Source organism: Leifsonia sp. GW821-FHT13C09 (assembly GCF_058806435.1).
Window position 1 is genome coordinate 236,710 of the sequence record NZ_JBXAPS010000004.1, and the last position, 21,021, is coordinate 257,730.

Annotated in this window: 16 protein-coding genes; all 16 read left to right on the forward strand. The window is 68.4% G+C overall.

Annotated elements, in window-relative coordinates:
• Window positions 1-18: 18 nt before the first annotated feature.
• Window positions 19-3,516, forward strand: coding sequence for a DNA-directed RNA polymerase subunit beta (rpoB, locus tag AC1ROW_RS14905; protein ID WP_493019701.1), 3,498 nt, complete (start codon window positions 19-21; stop codon window positions 3,514-3,516).
• A gap of 50 nt (window positions 3,517-3,566) precedes the next feature.
• Window positions 3,567-7,442 (forward strand): DNA-directed RNA polymerase subunit beta', encoded by a 3,876-nt coding sequence (gene rpoC / locus AC1ROW_RS14910; RefSeq protein ID WP_493019702.1) that lies wholly within the window; start codon window positions 3,567-3,569, stop codon window positions 7,440-7,442.
• A 90-nt stretch (window positions 7,443-7,532) separates the two neighbouring features.
• Window positions 7,533-7,763 (forward strand): hypothetical protein, encoded by a 231-nt coding sequence (locus AC1ROW_RS14915; protein ID WP_493019703.1) that lies wholly within the window; start codon window positions 7,533-7,535, stop codon window positions 7,761-7,763.
• Between the two features lie 178 nt (window positions 7,764-7,941).
• Window positions 7,942-9,609 carry a GspE/PulE family protein gene (locus tag AC1ROW_RS14920; protein WP_493019704.1) on the forward strand — a complete coding sequence of 556 codons (1,668 nt, stop codon included), beginning with the start codon at window positions 7,942-7,944 and terminating at the stop codon, window positions 9,607-9,609.
• 10 nt (window positions 9,610-9,619) lie between these two features.
• Window positions 9,620-11,314: a type IV pilus twitching motility protein PilT gene (locus tag AC1ROW_RS14925; RefSeq protein ID WP_493019705.1), complete on the forward strand. Its 1,695-nt coding sequence runs from the start codon at window positions 9,620-9,622 to the stop codon at window positions 11,312-11,314.
• Window positions 11,314-12,537, forward strand: coding sequence for a type II secretion system F family protein (locus tag AC1ROW_RS14930; protein ID WP_493019706.1), 1,224 nt, complete (start codon window positions 11,314-11,316; stop codon window positions 12,535-12,537). Before AC1ROW_RS14925 ends, AC1ROW_RS14930 begins: the two co-directional genes overlap by 1 nt.
• A gap of 197 nt (window positions 12,538-12,734) precedes the next feature.
• On the forward strand, window positions 12,735-13,160 hold the full coding sequence (locus tag AC1ROW_RS14935) for a type II secretion system protein (protein WP_493019707.1): 426 nt from the start codon (window positions 12,735-12,737) through the stop codon (window positions 13,158-13,160).
• An 85-nt stretch (window positions 13,161-13,245) separates the two neighbouring features.
• Window positions 13,246-13,662, forward strand: coding sequence for a type IV pilus modification PilV family protein (locus tag AC1ROW_RS14940; RefSeq protein ID WP_493019708.1), 417 nt, complete (start codon window positions 13,246-13,248; stop codon window positions 13,660-13,662).
• 1 nt (window position 13,663) lies between these two features.
• The gene (locus tag AC1ROW_RS14945) at window positions 13,664-14,233 is read left to right on the forward strand and encodes a prepilin-type N-terminal cleavage/methylation domain-containing protein (protein ID WP_493019709.1); all 570 of its coding nucleotides are present in this window, start codon (window positions 13,664-13,666) and stop codon (window positions 14,231-14,233) included.
• On the forward strand, window positions 14,224-15,702 hold the full coding sequence (locus AC1ROW_RS14950; RefSeq protein WP_493019710.1) for a hypothetical protein: 1,479 nt from the start codon (window positions 14,224-14,226) through the stop codon (window positions 15,700-15,702). The genes AC1ROW_RS14945 and AC1ROW_RS14950 overlap by 10 nt, the downstream gene beginning before the upstream one ends.
• A 1-nt stretch (window position 15,703) precedes the next feature.
• Entirely contained in the window at window positions 15,704-16,525 is an 822-nt protein-coding gene (locus tag AC1ROW_RS14955) for a prepilin peptidase (protein WP_493019711.1), read from the forward strand.
• Between the two features lie 26 nt (window positions 16,526-16,551).
• Window positions 16,552-17,598, forward strand: coding sequence for a type IV pilus assembly protein PilM (gene pilM / locus AC1ROW_RS14960; RefSeq protein WP_493019712.1), 1,047 nt, complete (start codon window positions 16,552-16,554; stop codon window positions 17,596-17,598).
• Entirely contained in the window at window positions 17,595-18,419 is an 825-nt protein-coding gene (locus AC1ROW_RS14965) for a hypothetical protein (protein WP_493019713.1), read from the forward strand. The genes pilM and AC1ROW_RS14965 overlap by 4 nt, the downstream gene beginning before the upstream one ends.
• 2 nt (window positions 18,420-18,421) lie before the next feature.
• Window positions 18,422-19,168: a hypothetical protein gene (locus tag AC1ROW_RS14970; protein ID WP_493019714.1), complete on the forward strand. Its 747-nt coding sequence runs from the start codon at window positions 18,422-18,424 to the stop codon at window positions 19,166-19,168.
• A 99-nt stretch (window positions 19,169-19,267) separates the two neighbouring features.
• Window positions 19,268-20,410 carry a hypothetical protein gene (locus tag AC1ROW_RS14975; RefSeq protein ID WP_493019715.1) on the forward strand — a complete coding sequence of 381 codons (1,143 nt, stop codon included), beginning with the start codon at window positions 19,268-19,270 and terminating at the stop codon, window positions 20,408-20,410.
• Between the two features lie 39 nt (window positions 20,411-20,449).
• The gene (locus tag AC1ROW_RS14980) at window positions 20,450-20,941 is read left to right on the forward strand and encodes a DUF6121 family protein (RefSeq protein WP_493019716.1); all 492 of its coding nucleotides are present in this window, start codon (window positions 20,450-20,452) and stop codon (window positions 20,939-20,941) included.
• Window positions 20,942-21,021: the final 80 nt, after the last annotated feature.

Consider the following 21,021-nt stretch of genomic DNA (forward strand, 5'->3'; position numbering starts at 1 on the left):
CCCACGGAGGTTATTTCCTTGGCTGCTGCGCGCAACGCAACCAACACCGACAAGACACCCAAGAACGGACGAGCCGCATCTCGTCTTTCGTTCGCCAAGATCACGGACACCCTCACCGTTCCCGATCTGCTCGCACTGCAGACGGAGAGCTTCGACTGGCTGGTCGGAAACGACGCGTGGAAGGCGCGCGTCGCCGAAGCCGAGGCTCAGGGTCGTCAGGATCTGCCCGCCAACACGGGCCTCGAGGAGATCTTCGAGGAGATCTCTCCCATCGAGGACCTCGGCGAGACCATGCAGCTCTCCTTCACCAACCCATTCCTCGAGGAGAAGAAGTACTCGATCGACGAGTGCAAGGAGAAGGGCAAGACCTACGCGGCCCCGCTCTACGTCGAGGCCGAGTTCATGAACCACCTCACCGGTGAGATCAAGACCCAGACGGTCTTCATGGGCGACTTCCCGCTCATGACCGAGAAGGGCACCTTCATCATCAACGGCACCGAGCGTGTCGTCGTCTCCCAGCTCGTCCGCTCGCCGGGCGTCTACTTCGAGGCCGCAGCCGACAAGACCTCCGACAAGGACATCTACTCGGCGCGCATCATCCCGAGCCGCGGCGCGTGGCTCGAGTTCGAGATCGACAAGCGCGACCAGGTCGGTGTCCGCATCGACCGCAAGCGCAAGCAGTCGGTCACCGTGTTCCTGAAGGCCCTCGGGCTCACCAGCGAGGAGATCCTCGCCGAGTTCGCCGGCTTCCAGTCGATCGAGCTGACCCTCGAGAAGGACGCCATCCTCACCAAGGAGGAGGCGCTGAAGGACATCTACCGCAAGCTGCGTCCGGGCGAGCAGGTCGCCGCCGAGGCCGCGCGTGCGCTGCTGGACAACTTCTACTTCAACCCGAAGCGCTACGACCTCGCCAAGGTCGGCCGCTACAAGATCAACCGCAAGCTCGGCCTCGAGGCCCCGCTGTCGGACTCGGTGCTGACCGTCCAGGACATCATCGCGACGATCAAGTACCTGGTCTCCCTGCACGACGGCCAGACCACGTTCAAGGGGCTCCGCAACGGCGTCGAGACCGAGATCCGTCTCGACACGGACGACATCGACCACTTCGGCAACCGTCGCATCCGCGCCGTCGGCGAGCTCATCCAGAACCAGGTCCGCACCGGTCTCTCCCGCATGGAGCGCGTCGTCCGCGAGCGCATGACCACGCAGGACATCGAGGCGATCACCCCGCAGACCCTGATCAACGTGCGACCCGTCGTCGCCGCGATCAAGGAGTTCTTCGGCACCTCGCAGCTCTCGCAGTTCATGGACCAGAACAACCCGCTCGCGGGCCTGACCCACAAGCGCCGCCTGTCGGCGCTGGGCCCGGGTGGTCTGAGCCGTGAGCGCGCCGGCGTCGAGGTCCGTGACGTCCACCCGTCGCACTACGGCCGGATGTGCCCGATCGAGACCCCGGAAGGCCCGAACATCGGCCTGATCGGCTCGCTCGCGTCGTTCGCGCGGATCAACTCCTTCGGCTTCATCGAGACCCCGTACCGCAAGGTCGTCGAGGGCCGGGTCACCGACCAGATCGACTACCTCACCGCCTCCGAGGAGGACGACTTCGTCATCGCGCAGGCGAACGCCCCGCTCGACCCGAGCGGCCACTTCACCGAGGAGCGCGTGCTCGCCCGTCAGAAGGGCGGCGAGGTCGACCTGATCCCCGCCGACGAGATCGGCTACATGGACGTCTCCCCGCGCCAGATGGTCTCGGTGGGCACCTCGCTCATCCCGTTCCTCGAGCACGACGACGCCAACCGAGCCCTCATGGGTGCGAACATGCAGCGCCAGGCGGTGCCGCTGCTCCGCTCGGAGAGCCCGGTCGTCGGAACCGGTATGGAGGGCTACGCGGCCATCGACGCCGGTGACGTGGTCACCGCCGAGAAGTCCGGCGTGGTCACCGAGGTGTCGGCCGACGCCGTGACGGTCCAGGCCGACGACGGCACGATCAAGTCCTACTACCTGCGCAAGTTCGACCGCTCCAACCAGGGCACGTCGTACAACCACCGCGTGGTCGTGGACGAGGGCGACCGCATCGAGGCCGGGGAGGTCGTCGCCGACGGCCCCGCGACCGAGAACGGCGAGCTCGCGCTCGGCAAGAACCTGCTCGTGGCGTTCATGCCGTGGGAGGGCCACAACTTCGAGGACGCGATCATCCTCAGCCAGAACCTGGTGAAGGACGACACCCTCTCCTCGATCCACATCGAGGAGTACGAGGTCGACGCCCGCGACACCAAGCTCGGCAAGGAGGAGATCACCCGCGACCTCCCGAACGTCAGCCCGGACCTCCTGGCCGACCTCGACGAGCGCGGCATCATCCGGATCGGCGCCGAGGTGCGCCCCGGCGACATCCTGGTCGGCAAGGTCACGCCGAAGGGCGAGACCGAGCTTTCGGCCGAGGAGCGCCTGCTCCGCGCGATCTTCAACGAGAAGAGCCGCGAGGTGCGCGACACCTCCCTCAAGGTCCCGCACGGCGAGGAGGGCACCATCATCGGTGTCAAGGTCTTCGACGCGCAGGACGGCGACGACGAGCTCGGCTCCGGCGTGAACCAGCGCGTGGTGGTCTACATCGCCCAGAAGCGCAAGATCACCGCGGGCGACAAGCTCGCCGGCCGTCACGGCAACAAGGGCGTCATCTCCAAGATCCTCCCGGTCGAGGACATGCCGTTCCTCGCGGACGGGACGCCGGTCGACGTCATCCTGAACCCGCTGGGTGTCCCCGGTCGAATGAACTTCGGTCAGGTCCTGGAGATCCACCTCGGCTGGATCGCCAAGAACGGCTGGGAGATCAAGGGCAAGCCCAAGTGGGCCGCCGACCTCCCGGAGGCCGCGTTCAGCGCCGCCCCCAACACCAAGGTCGCGACCCCGGTGTTCGACGGTGCGAAGGAAGAGGAGATCGCCGGCCTGCTCGACGCCACCCTCCCGACCCGCGACGGCGACCGCCTGATCGGGTCCTCCGGCAAGACGCAGCTGTTCGACGGCCGCTCCGGCGAGCCCTACCCGGACCCGGTGTCGGTCGGCTACATGTACATCCTGAAGCTGCACCACCTGGTCGACGACAAGATCCACGCGCGTTCGACCGGCCCGTACTCGATGATCACCCAGCAGCCGCTCGGTGGTAAGGCGCAGTTCGGTGGCCAGCGCTTCGGTGAGATGGAGGTGTGGGCCCTCGAGGCCTATGGAGCCGCGTACGCGCTCCAGGAGCTCCTGACCATCAAGTCGGATGACATCCTCGGCCGCGTCAAGGTCTACGAGGCCATCGTCAAGGGTGAGAACATCCAGGAGCCGGGCATCCCGGAGTCCTTCAAGGTCCTCATCAAGGAGATGCAGTCGCTCTGCCTGAACGTGGAGGTCCTCTCGGCGGACGGCCAGGCGGTCAGCCTGCGCGACGCCGACGACGAGGCCTTCCGCGCTGCGGAGGAGCTCGGCATCAACATCTCCTCCCGGTTCGAGTCCTCGTCCATCGACGAGATCTGACCCGGTAGCCAGACCCAACTGACGAATCTTCTATAGGAGAGAGTGAAACATTGCTCGACGCAACAACTTTCGATGAGCTGCGTATCGGCCTGGCCACCGCTGACGACATCCGTCGCTGGAGCTACGGCGAGGTCAAGAAGCCGGAGACCATCAACTACCGCACGCTGAAGCCCGAGAAGGACGGCCTGTTCGGGGAGCAGATCTTCGGCCCGTCCCGCGACTGGGAGTGCTCGTGCGGCAAGTACAAGCGCGTCCGGTTCAAGGGCATCGTGTGCGAGCGCTGCGGCGTGGAGGTCACCAAGTCCTCCGTCCGCCGTGAGCGCATGGGCCACATCGAGCTCGCCGCGCCTGTCACGCACATCTGGTACTTCAAGGGTGTGCCGAGCCGCCTCGGCTACCTGCTCGACATGGCGCCGAAGGACCTCGAGAAGGTCATCTACTTCGCCGCCTACATGGTGATCGAGGTGGACGAGGACGGCCGTCACGCCGACCTCCCCGGCCTCGAGAACGAGCTGCGCCTGGAGATCAAGACGCTGGCCGACCAGCGCGACGCCCGCGTCGCCGAGCGTCTGCAGCGCCTGGAGACCGATCTCGCCGCCCTCGAGGAGGAAGGTGCCAAGGCCGACCAGAAGCGTCGCGTCAAGGACACCTCCGAGAAGGAGATGGGCCAGATCCGCAAGTCCTACGACGAGGACATCGCCCGCCTCGAGCGCGTGTGGGAGTCGTTCCGCACCCTCAAGGTCGGCGACCTCAAGCCGGAGGACGCGGACTTCAACGAGCTCGTGGACCGCTACGGCCTGTACTTCGAGGCGTTCATGGGCGCCGAGGCGATCAAGCGCCGCCTGCAGGCGTTCGACCTGGCCGCCGAGGCGGAGCTGCTCCGCGAGCAGATCGCCAACGGCAAGGGTCAGAAGAAGATCCGCGCCATCAAGCGCCTGCGCGTGGTGTCGTCGTTCCTGGCGACCGGCAACTCGCCGGCCGCGATGGTCCTGGACGTCGTCCCGGTCATCCCGCCGGAGCTGCGCCCGATGGTCCAGCTCGACGGCGGCCGCTTCGCGACCTCCGACCTGAACGACCTGTACCGCCGTGTGATCAACCGCAACAACCGTCTCCGTCGCCTGCTCGACCTCGGTGCTCCCGAGATCATCGTGAACAACGAGAAGCGCATGCTCCAGGAGGCCGTCGACGCGCTGTTCGACAACGGCCGCCGCGGCCGCCCGGTCACGGGCACCGGCAACCGCGCGCTCAAGTCCCTCAGCGACATGCTGAAGGGAAAGCAGGGCCGGTTCCGCCAGAACCTGCTCGGCAAGCGCGTGGACTACTCGGGCCGTTCGGTCATCATCGTGGGTCCGCAGCTCAAGCTGCACCAGTGCGGTCTGCCCAAGCAGATGGCGCTGGAGCTGTTCAAGCCGTTCGTGATCAAGCGCCTGATCGACCTGAGCCACGCTCAGAACATCAAGGCCGCCAAGCGCATGGTGGAGCGTTCGCGCCCGCAGGTCTGGGACGTCCTCGAGGAGATCATCCGCGAGCGCCCTGTCCTCCTGAACCGCGCTCCGACCCTGCACCGTCTCGGCATCCAGGCCTTCGAGCCGCAGCTCGTCGAGGGCAAGGCCATCCAGCTCCACCCGCTGGTGTGCGCCGCCTTCAACGCGGACTTCGACGGCGACCAGATGGCCGTGCACCTGCCCCTGTCGGTGGAGGCCCAGGCCGAGGCCCGCATCCTGATGCTCGCCTCGAACAACATCCTGAAGCCGTCCGACGGCCGCCCGGTCACCCTGCCCTCGCAGGACATGATCATCGGTCTGCACCACCTCACCACCGTCCGCGAGGGCGCCGTGGGCGAGGGTCGCGCGTTCTCCTCGGTCTCCGAGGCGATCCTCGCGAAGGACCAGGGCACGCTGCACCTCAACGCCAAGGTCAAGATCCGCCTGGACAACTACGTGCCGTCCGACGCGGCCGACACCGGAACGCAGCCCACCACCGCGATCGTGGAGACCACCCTCGGCCGTGCCCTCTTCAACGAGGCGCTGCCGGCGGACTACCCGTACGTGGAGGAGGTCGCCGACAAGGGCCAGATCTCGTCGATCGTCAACGCCCTGGCGGAGCGCTACCCCAAGGTGGAGGTCGCCGCGGCGCTCGACCGGATCAAGGACGCCGGCTTCTACTGGGGCACCCGCTCGGGCGTCACGGTGTCGCTGAGCGACATCCTGACCCCGCCGAACAAGGCGCAGATCGTGGCCGGCTACGAGAAGAAGGCCGCGAAGATCACGGCGGAGTTCGAGAAGGGTCTCACGACCGACCTCGAGCGTCGCCAGGAGCTGGTGAAGATCTGGACCGAGGCGACCAACGAGGTGGCCGAGGCCATGCGCGCCAACTTCCCGGTCGACAACACCATCAACCGCATGGTCACCTCGGGCGCCCGTGGTAACTGGCTGCAGGTGCGCAACATCGCCGGTATGCGTGGTCTGGTGAACAACCCGAAGGGTGAGATCATCCCCCGTCCGATCATCTCCTCGTACCGCGAGGGTCTGTCCGTGGCGGAGTACTTCATCGCGACGCACGGTGCCCGTAAGGGTCTGGCCGACACGGCCCTCCGTACGGCCGACTCGGGCTACCTGACCCGTCGTCTGGTGGACGTCTCGCAGGATGTCATCATCCGCGAGGACGACTGCGGCACGACCAAGGGCCTCGACCTGCCGATCGCGACCGTGGACGCCGAGGGCGTGCTCACGCGCGACCCGAACGTCGAGAACTCGGTGTTCGCCCGCACGCTCGCGGCCGACGCCGTCGGCTCGAACGGCGACGTCGTGGCGAAGGCCGGCGAGGACGTGGGCGACGTGCTCATCGACAAGCTGGTGGCCGCCGGCGTGACCGACATCAAGGTCCGCTCGGTCCTCACCTGCGAATCGGCGGTCGGCGTCTGCGCCGCCTGCTACGGCCGTTCGCTCGCGACCGGCAAGCTGGTGGACATCGGCGAGGCGGTCGGCATCATCGCCGCCCAGTCGATCGGTGAGCCCGGAACGCAGCTGACGATGCGTACCTTCCACACCGGTGGTTCGGCCTCCGCGGACGACATCACCCAGGGTCTGCCGCGCGTGCAGGAGCTGTTCGAGGCGCGTACCCCCAAGGGTGCGTCCCCGATCGCCGAGGCCGCCGGCCGCATCGTCATCGAGGAGACGGACAAGTCCCGCAAGGTCATCCTGACCCCGGACAACGGCGACGAGCCGCACGTCTACCCGGTGCTGAAGCGTTCGACCCTCCTGGTGGAGGACGGCCAGCACGTCGACCTCGGCCAGCAGCTGATCGTCGGCACCGTCGACCCGAAGGAGGTCCTCCGGGTGAAGGGCGTCCGCGAGGTGCAGAAGCACCTGGTGGGCGGCGTCCAGGGCGTCTACCGCTCGCAGGGCGTGCCGATCCACGACAAGCACATCGAGGTCATCGTCCGTCAGATGCTCCGCAAGGTCACCGTCGTCGACCACGGCGACACCGACCTGCTCCCGGGTGAGCTCGTCGACCGTTCGCGGTACAACGAGATCAACCGTGCGGCGCTGACCGAGGGCAAGAAGACGGCGTCCGCCCGTCAGGAGGTCATGGGTATCACCAAGGCCTCGCTGGCGACCGAGTCGTGGCTGTCGGCCGCGTCCTTCCAGGAGACCACCCGCGTCCTGACGCAGGCGGCGATGGAGGGCAAGTCCGACCCGCTGATCGGTCTCAAGGAGAACGTCATCATCGGTAAGCTCATCCCGGCCGGCACGGGCCTGTCCCGCTACCGGAACGTCTCGGTGGAGGCGACGGAGGAGGCCAAGGCGGAGCGGTACCCCAACCGCATCTTCGCCGACGACTCCGCGTTCAGCGAGAACGACCTGAGCTTCGTCGACTTCGACAGCTTCAGCTCGGACGACTACACCCCGGGCACCTACAACTAAGCGTGTAGGTAGTCCGTACCACGAAGGCCCCCGGCGTTTGCCGGGGGCCTTCGTCGTTCCCGCCCACCCGCGTACGCGACAATAGAAACCGTGTGGAGACAGCTTCTGGAGTACACCGACACGGTCGGCCGGTCGATGGTCGGGTTCGCGGCGGTGGCGCTCGTCGTCGCCGTCGTGAGCTTCGTCGTCGGCATCGTGCAGGCCGTCTCAGGGCACGCGGCGGGCACACTCCCGTACTGGATGACGACGATGGGGTGTGCCGTGCTCGCCGGCGTCCTCGTCTATCTCGCGAGCCGTCGCGGCGACCTCCGGCGCCGCTGAATCGGCGCTCGCAGGGGCTGCCCCCCGTTGACGGGGCACCCGCAAGCGGGACTGTTGAGCCGCCCTCAGCGGAAGTTAGGGTGACAGGGCTTCGCCCCTCCCGGAGACTCGCCCGGGCGGCGGTGACGCTCTGCCGGTGACCCGACATCGGCAGGCCTGCTATCCGAGGAGGTCCCCCGTGGCGTCCATGACAGAGATCCTCATCCTTCACGGCCATCTGCCCATCGAGTACTTGGACTCGGTGAACGAGCCCGCGTCGGAGGAGTCCGTCGTGCGCGATCTGGTCGAGCGCGGTGCCATCACACCGCTGCAGCTCGCGCGCGCCCGAGCGGCACAGGCCGGCGCGCCCTTCGTCGAACTCGTGGACTACCCGGTCGACCGCGCTGCGGTCGCGCTGGTGAACGGCGCGATCTGCAAGCGGCACAACGTGTTGCCGATCGGCTTCACCGACGGCGCGCTGCTGCTGGCGATGGCCGAGCCCGGCGACGTGTTCGCCATCGACGATGTGCGGACCGCCGCGCGGATGCCGGTGGAGATCGTCGTCGCCGAACCGCTGGACCTCCTGGCCGCGATCGAGCGCCACATCCGGGCGGATGACGAGCTCAACGACCTCTCGACCACCTTCGAGGAGGAGACCGCGCCCGACCAGGACGTGTCGCCGTCGGTCGAGGATTCGCCCGAGGACGAGGCGCCGATCGTCCGGTTCGTGAACCTCATCGTCAGCCAGGCCATCCAGGACCGCGCGTCCGACATCCACATCGAGCCGGGAGAGGACAACCTGCGCGTCCGGTACCGGATCGACGGCGTGCTGCACGAGATGCAGAGCGCGCCGAAGGCCGTGCAGAACGGCGTCATCTCGCGCTTGAAGATCATGAGCGACATCAACATCGCCGAGCGTCGGAAGCCTCAGGACGGCCGCATGTCGGTCGTCCACGGCGGACGCCAGATCGACTTGCGGGTCGCGACGCTGCCCACGGTCTGGGGCGAGAAGGTCGTCATGCGGATCCTCGACAACACGAACACGTCGCTCACACTCCGCGACCTCAGCCTGCTCGACCGCAACCTCGAGACGTTCCGGAACGCCTACACCAAGCCCTACGGCATGATCCTGGTCACCGGCCCGACCGGTTCGGGGAAGTCGACCACCCTCTACACGACGCTGAACGCCGTCTCGAAGCCGGAGATCAACGTCATCACCGTCGAGGACCCGGTCGAGTACCGGATGGCGGGAATCAACCAGGTGCAGGTGAACCCGAAGGCGGGTCTCACCTTCGCCAGCGCGCTGCGCAGCATCCTCCGCAGCGACCCGGACGTCGTCCTCCTCGGCGAGATCCGCGACCACGAGACGGCCCAGATCGCGATCGAGGCGTCGCTGACCGGCCACCTCGTGCTCTCCACCCTGCACACCAACGACGCGCCCAGCGCCGTCACGCGCCTGACCGAGATGGACATCGAGCCGTTCCTCGTCGGCTCGGCGCTCGACTGCGTGGTCGCCCAGCGACTGGCCCGCCGGCTCTGCGAGCGCTGCAAGCAGCCGATCGCCTACGACCCCGAGGACCTCCGCCGGCTGCGCTTCCCCGTGAGCCCCGACGCCGAGGCGCCGACGATGTTCGGTCCGGTCGGCTGCACGGCCTGCTCCAACACCGGTTACCGCGGCCGGCTCGCCGTGCACGAGGTCATGGCGGTGACCGAGGAGATCGAACGTCTCACGGTCGAGCGCGCGTCCAGCGCCGAGATCGGGCGGGCGGCACGGGAGCAGGGGATGCTCACGCTTCGCGAGGACGGGTGGGAGAAGGTCAAGCTTGGCCTGACCTCCGTCGACGAGATCATTCGAGTGGTGGCCTAGGAGGACACACATGGCAACGGACCCGACGAACGACGGCTGGAGCGTGGAGAAGGCGGCAGAGGGCCGCCCGATCTACGAGATCCCCGTGACACCGCCCGAGGCGCCCGGCTGGGCACGCCCGGTGTCCGGGGCGTTCGACGCGTTCGCGGAACCGCTCCCGAGCTCGTTCCTGCCGCAGGAGCCCGCGCAGCCGGCCCCGGAGCCCGCATACCAGCCCGCGCCGTCGTACGACTACACGCCGACCACGGCATACGAGTTCGCGCCCCCGGCGCCGGAGCAGCCGGCGTACGTCGCGCCGACCAGCGGGTACGAGCCGCCCGCGTACGAGCCGCCGGCCTCGTCCCACCCGTCTCCGGCGGCGACGTACGAGCCGCCTGCGTACGAGCCGCCCGCATACGAGCCGCCCGCGGCGCCCGCGCCCGCCACCTCCTACGCGCCTCCCACGACGCCGGCCGTCCAGACGGTTCCGGCGCCCGCGCCCGACGCTCCGGCTTTCGCGGAGGCCGACGACGACCTGCACACGCTGACACCGGCCGAGCGTGACGCCCTCGCCGCAGCCGACCAGGAGCTCGTCGCCGCCCTGCGCGCCGTCGTCGCGGCGCGTGCCTCCGACCTCCACGTCACGGTGGGCTCCCCGCCGATGATCCGCGTGGACGGCTCCCTGACCCCCGCCGGCGGCGACGCCCCGTGGGGCCACGAGCGCACCAGGCAGGCCCTCTTCAGCCTGCTCGACGAGCGGCAGGCGGCCACCTTCGAGCGCGAGCTGGAGCTGGACTTCGCGTTCACCATCTCGGCCAACTCCCGCTTCCGCGTGAACGTGTACCAGCAGCGCGGCGCGGTGGGGGCGGCGTTCCGTCTCATCCCCACCGAGATCAAGGGCCTCGCCGAGCTCGGCGTGCCCGAGAGCGTCGCGCACCTCGCGCAGCTCCCGCGCGGCCTCGTCCTGGTGACCGGGCCGACCGGTTCGGGCAAGTCGACCACGCTCGCCGCCCTCATCGACCTGGTCAACTCCACGCGAGCGGACCACATCGTGACGGTCGAGGACCCGATCGAGTTCATGCACGTGCACAAGAAGTCGATCGTGAACCAGCGCGAGGTCGGCCACGACACCCACAGCTTCGGCAACGCCCTCAAGCATGTCCTGCGCCAGGACCCCGACGTCATCCTGATCGGCGAGCTCCGCGACCTGGAGACCATCTCCGTCGCGCTGACCGCCGCCGAGACCGGCCACCTGGTGTTCGCAACGCTGCACACGCAGGACGCGCCGCAGACCATCGACCGTGTCATCGACGTGTTCCCGCCGCACCAGCAGCAGCAGGTGCGCGCCCAGCTCGCCGCGACGCTCCAGGGCGTCATCTGTCAGACGCTGGTCAAGAAGGCCTCCGGACGGGGCCGCGCGGTCGCCACCGAGGTGCTCATCATGACCCCGGCCATCGCGAACCTGATCCGCGAGGGCAAGACCTACCAGATCGGTTCGATGATGCAGGCGGGCCGCGGCTCGGGCATGCACACGATGGACCAGCACCTCGCCGACCTGGTCAACAGCGGCACGATCACGCACGCCGCGGCGAACGAGAAGGCGCACGACTCCGAGGGCCTCAAGCGGCTCATCCAGCGCGTCGAGTCGCCCACCGACCATGCCGCCCGCGCCTTCGCCGCGAGCGGACCGGATTACGGCGACTCCTACTCCCGGGTGGTGCGCTGATGGCCACCGTCACCGAGTACGCGTACCGCGGCCGGGACGCCGCCGGCAAGATCGTCAAGGGTCGCGTCGACGCTTCCAGCGAGTCCGCCGTCGCGTCGCGGCTCCGCACGATGGGGCTCTCGCCCGTCAGCATCGCGGAGGCCGACGCGACCGGCCTGAACCGGGAGATCAACCTCAGCTTCGGCTCCGGCGTCAAGCTCAAGGACCTGGCCATCATGAGCCGCCAGATGAGCACGATGATCGGCGCCGGCCTGTCGCTGTTGAAGGCGCTCAATGTGCTGTCCGAGCAGACCGAGAACAAGAAGCTGGCGAAGATCCTGGTCGAGGTCACCGAGCAGGTGGAGGCCGGCACGGCGCTGTCCGAGGCCTTCCGGAAATATCACGACGTGTTCCCGCCGCTGATGGTCAACATGGTCCGTGCCGGTGAGACCGGCGGCTTCCTGGACGGCGCCCTCGACTCGGTCGCGACGAACTTCGAAAAAGAGGTCAAGCTCCGCGGCACGATCAAGTCGGCGCTGACCTACCCGGTGATCGTGCTGATCATGTCGCTGCTGTCCGTCGTCGGAATGCTGCTGTTCATCGTCCCGGTCTTCGACAACATGTTCAAGAGTCTCGGCGGCCAGCTCCCGCTGCCCACCGAGATCCTCGTGATCCTCTCCCACTCCATGATCTGGCTGGGCCCGTTGTTGCTCGTCCTCGGGATCGCCGCCGCGTGGTGGTGGGCCAAGAACAAGCACGAGGAGAAGGTCAGACGCGTCGTCGACCCGATCAAGCTCAAGATCCCCGTCTTCGGCAAGCTTCTCACCAAGATCGCGATCGCGCGGTTCAGTCGAAACTTCGCCAACATGATCGGCGCCGGCGTCCCCATCCTGCAGGCCATTCGCATCGTGGGGGAGACGAGCGGCAACTGGGTCGTCGAACGCGCCCTGCTGGCCGTGGCGGAGTCGGTCCGCCAGGGCGAGTCCATCGCGCGCCCGCTGCTCGACCATCCGGTCTTCCCGTCGATGGTCACGCAGATGATCGCCGTGGGTGAGGACGCCGGCTCGCTGGAGCTCATGCTGGAGAAGATCGCGGACTTCTACGACGAGGAGGTCCAGGCCACGACCGAGCAGCTCACGGCCATGATCGAGCCGCTCATGATCGCCTTCCTCGGGGTCGTGATCGGCGGCATGGTGATCGCGCTGTACATGCCGATCTTCCAGATCACGACTCTGATCAAATAGGCCGGCGCGAGCCGTACCCCACACGGGTCACGTGCCCTGTCCGCGCGCCGTCGACACGCCGGGATGCCCCCTCGGTTTGGGGTCATGATCAGGCGTTAAACCCCCCACACAAGGGATTCTGGGGGCCTTTTCCGGCCCCATACCATCGTCAGCGAGCGGGGCACCTCCTCCGCCCACCCCGCATCATTCCCGACCGAATGGACACTGCAATGTACTTCCGAATCATGGGCAAGCTGAACCGCCGCCGCCAGGGGCTCCTCGAGGAGAACGAGAAGGGCTTCACCCTCATCGAGCTGCTCGTGGTCGTGATCATCATCGGCATCCTCGCCGCGATCGCGATCCCGGTGTACCTGGGCATCCAGGCCAACGCCCAGGACAGCGCCACCAAGTCCGACCTGACCAACTTCAAGACCGCGGTCGTCGCGGCTCAGACACAGAACAACGGGGTGCTACCGGCTACGGTCGCTGCCGTCGCCGACACGACCGGCACCACCGGCGTCCTCTACAAGCCGAACACCACTGCGAACCCGCAGACCTTCTGCATCTCGGGGAACAGCGCCTCGGGCAAGTCTTTCCGAATCACGGATGCGACCGCGGCAACGGCTGGCGCGGCCTGCCCGTAATCACTACCACTCGGGTGGGCCGGCAGTCACTTGCCGGCCCATCCCTGTTCTCGTCCACCCGATCCGACCCGAAGGGAGGTGGGACATGAACAAGAAGGTGCGGAGCCTGGGGACCCGCTTCGCCGCCGACGAGGGCGGCTTCGGCATTGCCGAGGTGCTCGTCGCCATGTTCCTCCTCGCCGTGATCGCGGTCTCCATCATCCCGATCCTCGTGCAGGGTCTGCGCCTCTCGGTCCAGAACGCGACCGTCGCCACCGCGACCCAGCTCGCGAACCAGCAGATCGAGCAGGTCAGGGGGGTCACGTCCTGCGCGTCCGTCGTCGCCGGCACCATCACCACGACATCTCAGAACGTGCCCCTCAAGTCCGTGCGCACCATCGGCACGACCTGCCCGGCATCCGGGTACCCGATCACCGTCAAAGTCTCGGTGAGCGTCACCCGCACCGACACCAACGCGGTCCTCGCGACCGCGAACACCCTGGTCTTCGTAACGGGGCCGTGACATGACGCAGACGACCGATCCGCGACGCGACGACGGGTTCACCCTTGTCGAGCTCGTCATCGCCGCGATGCTCCTCGTCCTCGTCCTGGCAGTCGTCGGCGCTATGGTCAGCAGCCTCAGCCAGACGTCCAAGACGGTGAACTCGATGACCTCGACCTCGACATCGGCCCAGCTCGCCGCGGAGTCCATCGAGCGCGGGATCCGCAACTCGTCCGACTTCCTGCTCACCAACCCCAGCGGCACCGATCAGATGCTCGTCGCCCGGACGGCCCAGGGCACCACCAGCCTCACCTGGACGTGCGTCGCGTGGTACTACTCATCCGCCAACGGGGGCAGCATCCGCTACACGATGTCGCCGAGCGCGATCGCCGCGCCGAGCTCCACGACCCTCTCGCAGTGGACCTTGCTCGCGACGGGAGTCGCCCCGACGAGCGGCACGGCAATCTTCACCGGCGCCACGCCCACGCTCACCATCGGCTTCTACGGCCAGTCCACCGGCGCAGGCAACGTCACCATCAGCAGCACGGTCGTCAGCCGTGCCGGATCGTCAGGAACGCCCGCATGCTACTGATCTCGAGAGTCCTGCGCACACGCCTCGCCTCCGACCGGGGCTCCGCTCTCATCGCGGTGCTCGGAGTGATGATCCTCGGCCTCATCATCACCACGCTCATCGCGACGTCCGTGGTCTCCGCGTACGGGTTCAGCTCCTCGACACGGGCCGGCGTGCAGTCCCACGCGGCCGCCGACGCCGGGGTCGCGGCGGCCCGCGCCGGGCTGTTCGTCAGCGGCAACTGCGCCGCGCAGCCGACGCCCGGGGTCTACACCTCGACGGGCACACTGACCTATTCGGCGACGGTGCAGTTCGACGCAGGCTCAGGTTGGCAGGCAGGCTGCCCGACCTCGAGTGCGAGCCGGGTCCGGATCGTGTCGACGGGGAAGCCGCAGGCGTTGGGCAACTCCGGCAACACGACCGGGAACTCCCGTCAGGTCGAGGCGATCTACAACTGGCTGGTCCCCGGTGTCAAACCGTCCGGGACCTCCATCGACCTCTACGGCGGCGGTCAGGTCGAGGCCAACTCGGGCTTCGATCTCTCCGAGAGCTCGGGCCTCGTCGTGCAGAACGGCAACCTGGTCTGCAACAAGAACAACTCCGTCTTCAATGGCAACCTCACCGTCGGTGGCGCTTCCCCGAACGGCAACCTCACCTTCGGCGGCTCCTGCACCGTCAATGGCAACGTCGTGGTTCAGAACACGGCGACACTGGGCAGTGGCCAGATCGTAGGCAACCTCACGGCTGCCTCGGTCTCGCCGAACCCGCCGCCGAAGTCGTCGGTCACCGGAACCTACACCCAGACGAGCGTCGCGCCCGCGATGGCCCCGTGGGTCGACGTGACCTACAACCCGAGCGACTGGCGCGACTCGAACGGCAACCCTTTCCAGGTGGTGACGGCGACGACGTCCACCCAGTGCTCGTTCACGACGAGCAACCTCGGCGGGACGACTCCGGGCAGCCCGGTGATCATCAACATGCTCGGCTGCGTGGGCGGACCCACAGCGAACAACAACACGACTGTCTCCCTCACCAGCGACGTCGTGATCTTCGCCAACCAGTTCAACTTCAGTGGGACGAACGGACTCTCGTTCACCTCGTCCAGTTCTGCGGTGCATCGCCTCTGGTTCATCACGCCGGACAACACCCCCGATCATCAGCCCACGTGCAACAAGACGCCGCCGCTCACCGACCCGACGCACCAGGACGACTTCGTCGCGAAGAACAACCTCTCGGCGTCCGACGTCATCTCCACCACGAACGCCGTGCAAGCGATGCTCTACACGCCGTGCGCGCTGGTGTCCAAGAACAACCTGACCTGGAACGGCCAGCTCTACGCGGGGACCTACAGCACCGTCATCAACAACCCGGTGTACACCTTCGCACAGGTCGGCATCGCCGGGTACGACCTCAGCACCGGACTCCCGATCCCGCAGCTGGGCAGCGCGCAGCCCGGCGCCCTGATCTCCAATCGTGATCTGGCAGGCTGAGATGCCCATCGTCGTCCTCGGCCTCTTCGGCTCCCTCATCGGCTCGTTCCTCAACGTGGTCGTCTTCCGCGTCCCTGCCGGGCGCTCGATCGTGTCACCGCCGAGTGCGTGCGGCTCGTGCGGCGTACGGATCCGCGGGTACGACAACATCCCGGTGATCTCCTGGCTGGTCCTGCGCGGCCGCTGTCGCGACTGCGGCGCGTCCATCTCTCCGCGCTACCCGCTCGTCGAGCTCGGGACCGGGCTCGTCTTCGCCGGGATCACGGTCTGGGCGCTCGCCCGCTGGGGCACGCCCGTCGCGGTGAACGCGCACACTCTCGCCGCGGTGCTCGTCACTACGGCGTTCCTCTACCTCGGCGCGATCAGTGTCGCGCTGGCTCTCATCGACCTGGACGTGCACCGGCTGCCGAACAGCATCGTTCTGCCGGCGTACGTCGTCGGCGGTGTGCTCCTCGGCGCGGCCGGCATCCTCACCGGGGACGTCAGCGCGCTCCTGCGGGCCGTGATCGGCGCCGGCGCGATGTTCCTCCTCTACCTCGTGCTGGCCCTCGCCTATCCGGGCGGGATGGGCTTCGGCGACGTCAAGCTCGCCGGTGTGCTCGGCCTCTACCTCGGCTTCCTGGGCTGGGGCGAGCTGCTCGTCGGCGCGTTCGCCGCCTTCGTCCTCGGAGGACTGTTCAGCATCGCGCTGCTGCTGGCACGCAAGGCCACCCGGCGCAGCGGCATCCCGTTCGGCCCGTGGATGCTGGCGGGCGCCTGGGTCGGTGTCGTCGCCGGCGGCGCGATCGCCGCCGGATATCTGTCGTTGATCGGGCTCGGCTAGTCCGGCGCGGTGAGAAGGGAATGAAGATGGCCTCCAGAATCGTGGGAGTGGATGTCGGCAACGACGTCATCCGCGCCGTCGAAGTCGCCGACGCCGACAAGCCCCGGCCGACCGTGCTGCGCTACCACCAGACGCCGCTGCCCGAGGGCGCGGTCCAGCGCGGCGAGGTGATCGAGCCGAACACGGTCGCTGAAGCGCTGAAGCGGCTCTGGAAGTCCGGCGGCTTCACCTCCAAGAAGGTCGTGCTCGGCGTAGGCAACCAGCGGGTCTTCGCCCGGGAGCTGACCGTGCCACGGGCGCCCCTCAAGCACATCCGCGAGTCGCTGCCGTTCCAGGTGCAGGAGATGCTGCCGGTCCCGGTCGCCGACGCGCTGCTCGACTTCTACCCCGTCGCCGAGACCGTCACCGACCACGGCCCCGGCATCCGCGGCCTCCTCGTCGCCGCGGTGAAGGAGGCGGTCGCCAACAAGGTGTCGGCCGCGAAGCTCGCAGGACTGACCGTCGTGGACGTCGACCTCATCCCGTTCGCCGTCAGCCGGGTGCTCGTCTCCCGGCCGGGCATCAGGGGCGGCGTCGTCCTGATCGACATCGGCGCGAATACCACGAGCGTCGTGATGGCCGCGGATGGCGTGCCCCAGTTCGTGCGCATCATCCCGGCAGGCGGTGAGGATGTGACCCGCGCGCTGCAGTCCGGACTCGGCATCGACGTGGCGAACGCGCAGGAGACCAAACGCCGGCTGGGGCTGGCCGTCAACCCGGAGCCCGCCGACCACCCGGCCGTCGAGATCATCTACCGGGCGACCGGCGAGCTGCTGAACAGCCTGCGCAACACGGTCTCGTTCTTCGCCAACACCCGTCCCGACCAGCCGATCGGCCAGATCGTGCTGAGCGGCGGCGGCTCGCACCTGACCGGCCTCCCGGAGAATCTCTCGCGGGTCACCGGGCTCCCGGTGTCCGTGGGCGACGCCTTGGCAGCGGTCAAGGTCTCGTCCAAGGTCGCGGGCGGGGAGCTCTCCCGCGACCGCATCTCGATCAGCACGGCACTCGGACTCGCGGTGGGGAGCGCAGCATGACTCAGACAGCGGAGAAGCCGGAGACGGGCCGGAGGGCAGGCAAGCGCTCCGGTCGAGAGGCGAAGGACGACGTCGGACAAGCGGCCGAAGCCGAGACTCCGGCCCGCGCGATCGGCAAGCAGAAGACCAAGGGCAAGGCCCGACCTGCCGCCTCGGCCGAGCGCGCCCCCCGGCACGACGCCATCCAGATCGGGGCCGAGCCGCGCGTCCACCTCCTGCCTCCGGAGGTCATCGCGGACCGCAAGGCCGCGGCGCTCCGCGGCAGGCTCGGACTGGGCGTAGTGGCCGTGATCGCGGTCGTGGCGCTCGGCATCCTCTGGGCCAGCTCGACGGCGGCCACCGCTCAGCATGACCTGGCGACCGAACAGGCCACCACCCAGGGACTGCTCAAACAGGAGACGACGTACGCGAAGGTCCGCACGGTGCAGGATCAGGTGGACTTGATCAAGACGGCGCAGGAGGTCGGCGCCTCCACCGAGATCGCGTGGACGCCGTACCTGCAGAAGGTTCAGGCGACGCTGCCGCCGAACGTCACGATCACCGGCGTCAACGTCGACTCCTCCACGCCCATCGAGCTGTACCCCCAGTCGAGCGCCTCGCTGCAGGGCCCGCGGGTCGCGACCATCGTGTTCACAGCCCAGAGCCCCTCTCTTCCCGCAGTGCCGTCCTGGCTGCTCGCACTCAAGACCTTGCCCGGGTACGCCGATGCCCTGCCCGGCTCAGTGAATCTCGATCAGAGCGGCGTCTACACCGTGAACATCACCATGCATGTCGACGAGAAGGCGTTCTCGAACCGCTTCTCGCAGAAAGCGGGGAAGTGACCGTGGACAAGAACAAGATCTGGATCGTCGGCGCTGTCATGCTCATGGTCGCCGCCCTCGGGCTCGGCTGGTTCCTCGGCATCGCGCCCCAGCTGGCCAGCGCGGCCACGTCCGCGTCTCAGCGCGCGGATGTCCAGGCGCTCAACGCGAAACAGGAGGCCACCCTCGCCTCGCTCAAGAAGGACTACGCCGACCTCGACGCGCTCAACGCCCAGCTGAGCGACCTCTCCGAGTCGGTGCCGAGCGATTCGGCGATCCCCGCGTTCGTCGACGAGGTGGATGCGCTCGGCACGGCTGCGGGCGTGACCGTCGCCGGCATCAATGTCGCCGACGCGAAGCCGTACGAGCCGGTTTCGCCGCCGGCGCCGACCGGTGGCGCCGCGACGCCGTCCCCGACCGCGACCCCATCACCAGGAGCGACACCGGCGCCGACTCCGACGACCGCTCCGACGCCCGTCGCGGGTATGCCGCCGGTCACGAGCTCCAAGCTCACGTCGGTGAACTTCTCATCGCTGGCGGTCACTCTGACCGTGAAGGGCACGTACGCCCAGGCGCTCTCCTTCGTGAACGGCATCCAGACCGGCAAACGGCTGTTCCTCGTCAGCGGGATCACCACCTCCACGGCTTCGTCCGGCGGAACCGCGGGCAAGCCGAGCGCGGGAGTGGAGTCCACGACAGTGTCCGGCCTCATCTTCGTCGTTACTCCCAGCCAAGCCGGGTCCACAGCTGCCCCCACCCCCTCCAAGTAGCCGCCCTCCCGCCGAACCTCCCTCGTCCCGCCGCCCCTCGTTGCTACAGTGGGCACCACATCAGAGGGTGCCCACTCGGGCGCAGCGAGGAGTGCCAGCATGAGCGACACGACACCGGACCCCGCCGAGAAGCGGGATGACGCGGAGTCGGCCGAACCTGGCTCCGCGCCCGCGACGGCGCCGGCCGAGTCTGCCGCCGCGGTGCCCGCACCGAACGCCGAGCCCGCCCCGGCGGAGTCCGCGGCCCCGGCCGATGAGCCGCACGACACGGACCCCGAGATGGCGACCCCGCCGTCCGCACCGGTTTCGGCCCGCGGTCACCTCAACCGGTCCGCCGACGAGCACGCCGCCGAGGTGCCTGCGGCCGCCGCCCCGACTCAGCCCGCCGCGGCCATCGAGCCCGAGCCCGTGGCCTCCTCTCCCGACGACGTCGCCGCGGCCGTCGCCCGCTCCAACGGCGAGCCCGGCGCCACCGCCGCGGGCGACGCGACCGTGGACACCGCGTCTCCAGTGCAGTCCGCCACGCCCGTCATCGTCGCGGGGGAGGCCGCGCAGCAGGCGACCGCCCGGCAGCAGCCGCCCGCCGCACCGCAGGGCGAGGCCACCGCCTCCGCCCCGGCGGCGCAGACCCCGCCGCCGCCGTTCATCCCGCAGCCGGTCGCGCCGATCTTCCTGCAGCGCCCGGAGCCGCCGAAGCGCAAGAGCAACCGCGGCATCGGCATCCTCATCGCCCTCGTCGGCACCGTCGCGTTCGCCGTCCTCTGGGCCGTCGCCGTGGTCGTCGTCGGCGCCATGCTGACGCCGAGCAGTGAGTTCCTCCCGGTGCTCGCCCAGTACTTCACCTCGCAGCTCTCCGGCTGGGCGCCGATCGTGGCGTTCTTCGTCGGGATGGTCGTGCTCATCCAGATCATCAACCGGGCGCGCTGGTGGGCGTACATCCTCGGCGGTCTGTTCGTCGCGGTCTTCGTCTATCTCGTCTACGTCGGCGCCGAGCTCTCGGACGCGCACTACCTCTCGCGCAACGCCGAGGAGCAGGCGCTCATCCTCAGCCGCGTCTGGGTGAATCCGTTCGCGGTGCTCGCCGGCGTCATCGCCCGGGAGATGTCGGTGTGGACGGGAGCCTGGCTCGCCGCGCGCGGGCGCAAGCTCAAGGCGCGCAACGCGGAGGCGCAGGCCGACTACGAGCAGCAGCTCGCCGACGCCCAGAACCAGGCCGCCAACGCGTACGCTCAGGGGTACTGACCGACCGCACCGACCCGCAGACTCGCCGAGGGGGCTCCCATGCGTGAGGAGCGTTCCTACGCCATCGTCGTCGCCTGCTTCGCCGCCGGCCTGTACCTGGCCGTCCTCGTGGCGGCCTTCGGCCTGATCTCGCTCGGGACCGACACCGAGGTGATCCCGGACCCGTCCGCCGGGCCGCTGGTCGGGCCGGTCATGACGGGCGTCGCCGTGGCCGTGCTCCTGGTCCTCCTGATCCGCACCGGGATCCGCGTGCCCGGGGATCAGCAGCGCATCGCCCCGCTCAGCGCGCTCGGCGCCGGCGTCGCCTGCTACCTCGCCTACTGCGCGGCCGGGGGAGTGGCCGGCTCGCTGGCGACCGGCGACGTCCTGCACTTCGTGCTCTTCGCCGCCGGGCAGCTCGGCAGTCTCTACGCCATCACCGTCGGCGTCGCGGCCTTCCTGGTCATGCTGCTCTACCAGCTCGTCCTCGTCGGCCGGTTCCGCCAGCGGGGGAGGCCGCGCTGGCCGTGGGAGCGGCCCGACGACGAGTAGGCCGCCGAGGGTGACCCCGAACGGGTGGACGCGGCAGTCCACCCCGGCCGATACACTGCGGGAACCCGGCAGAGAGGTCC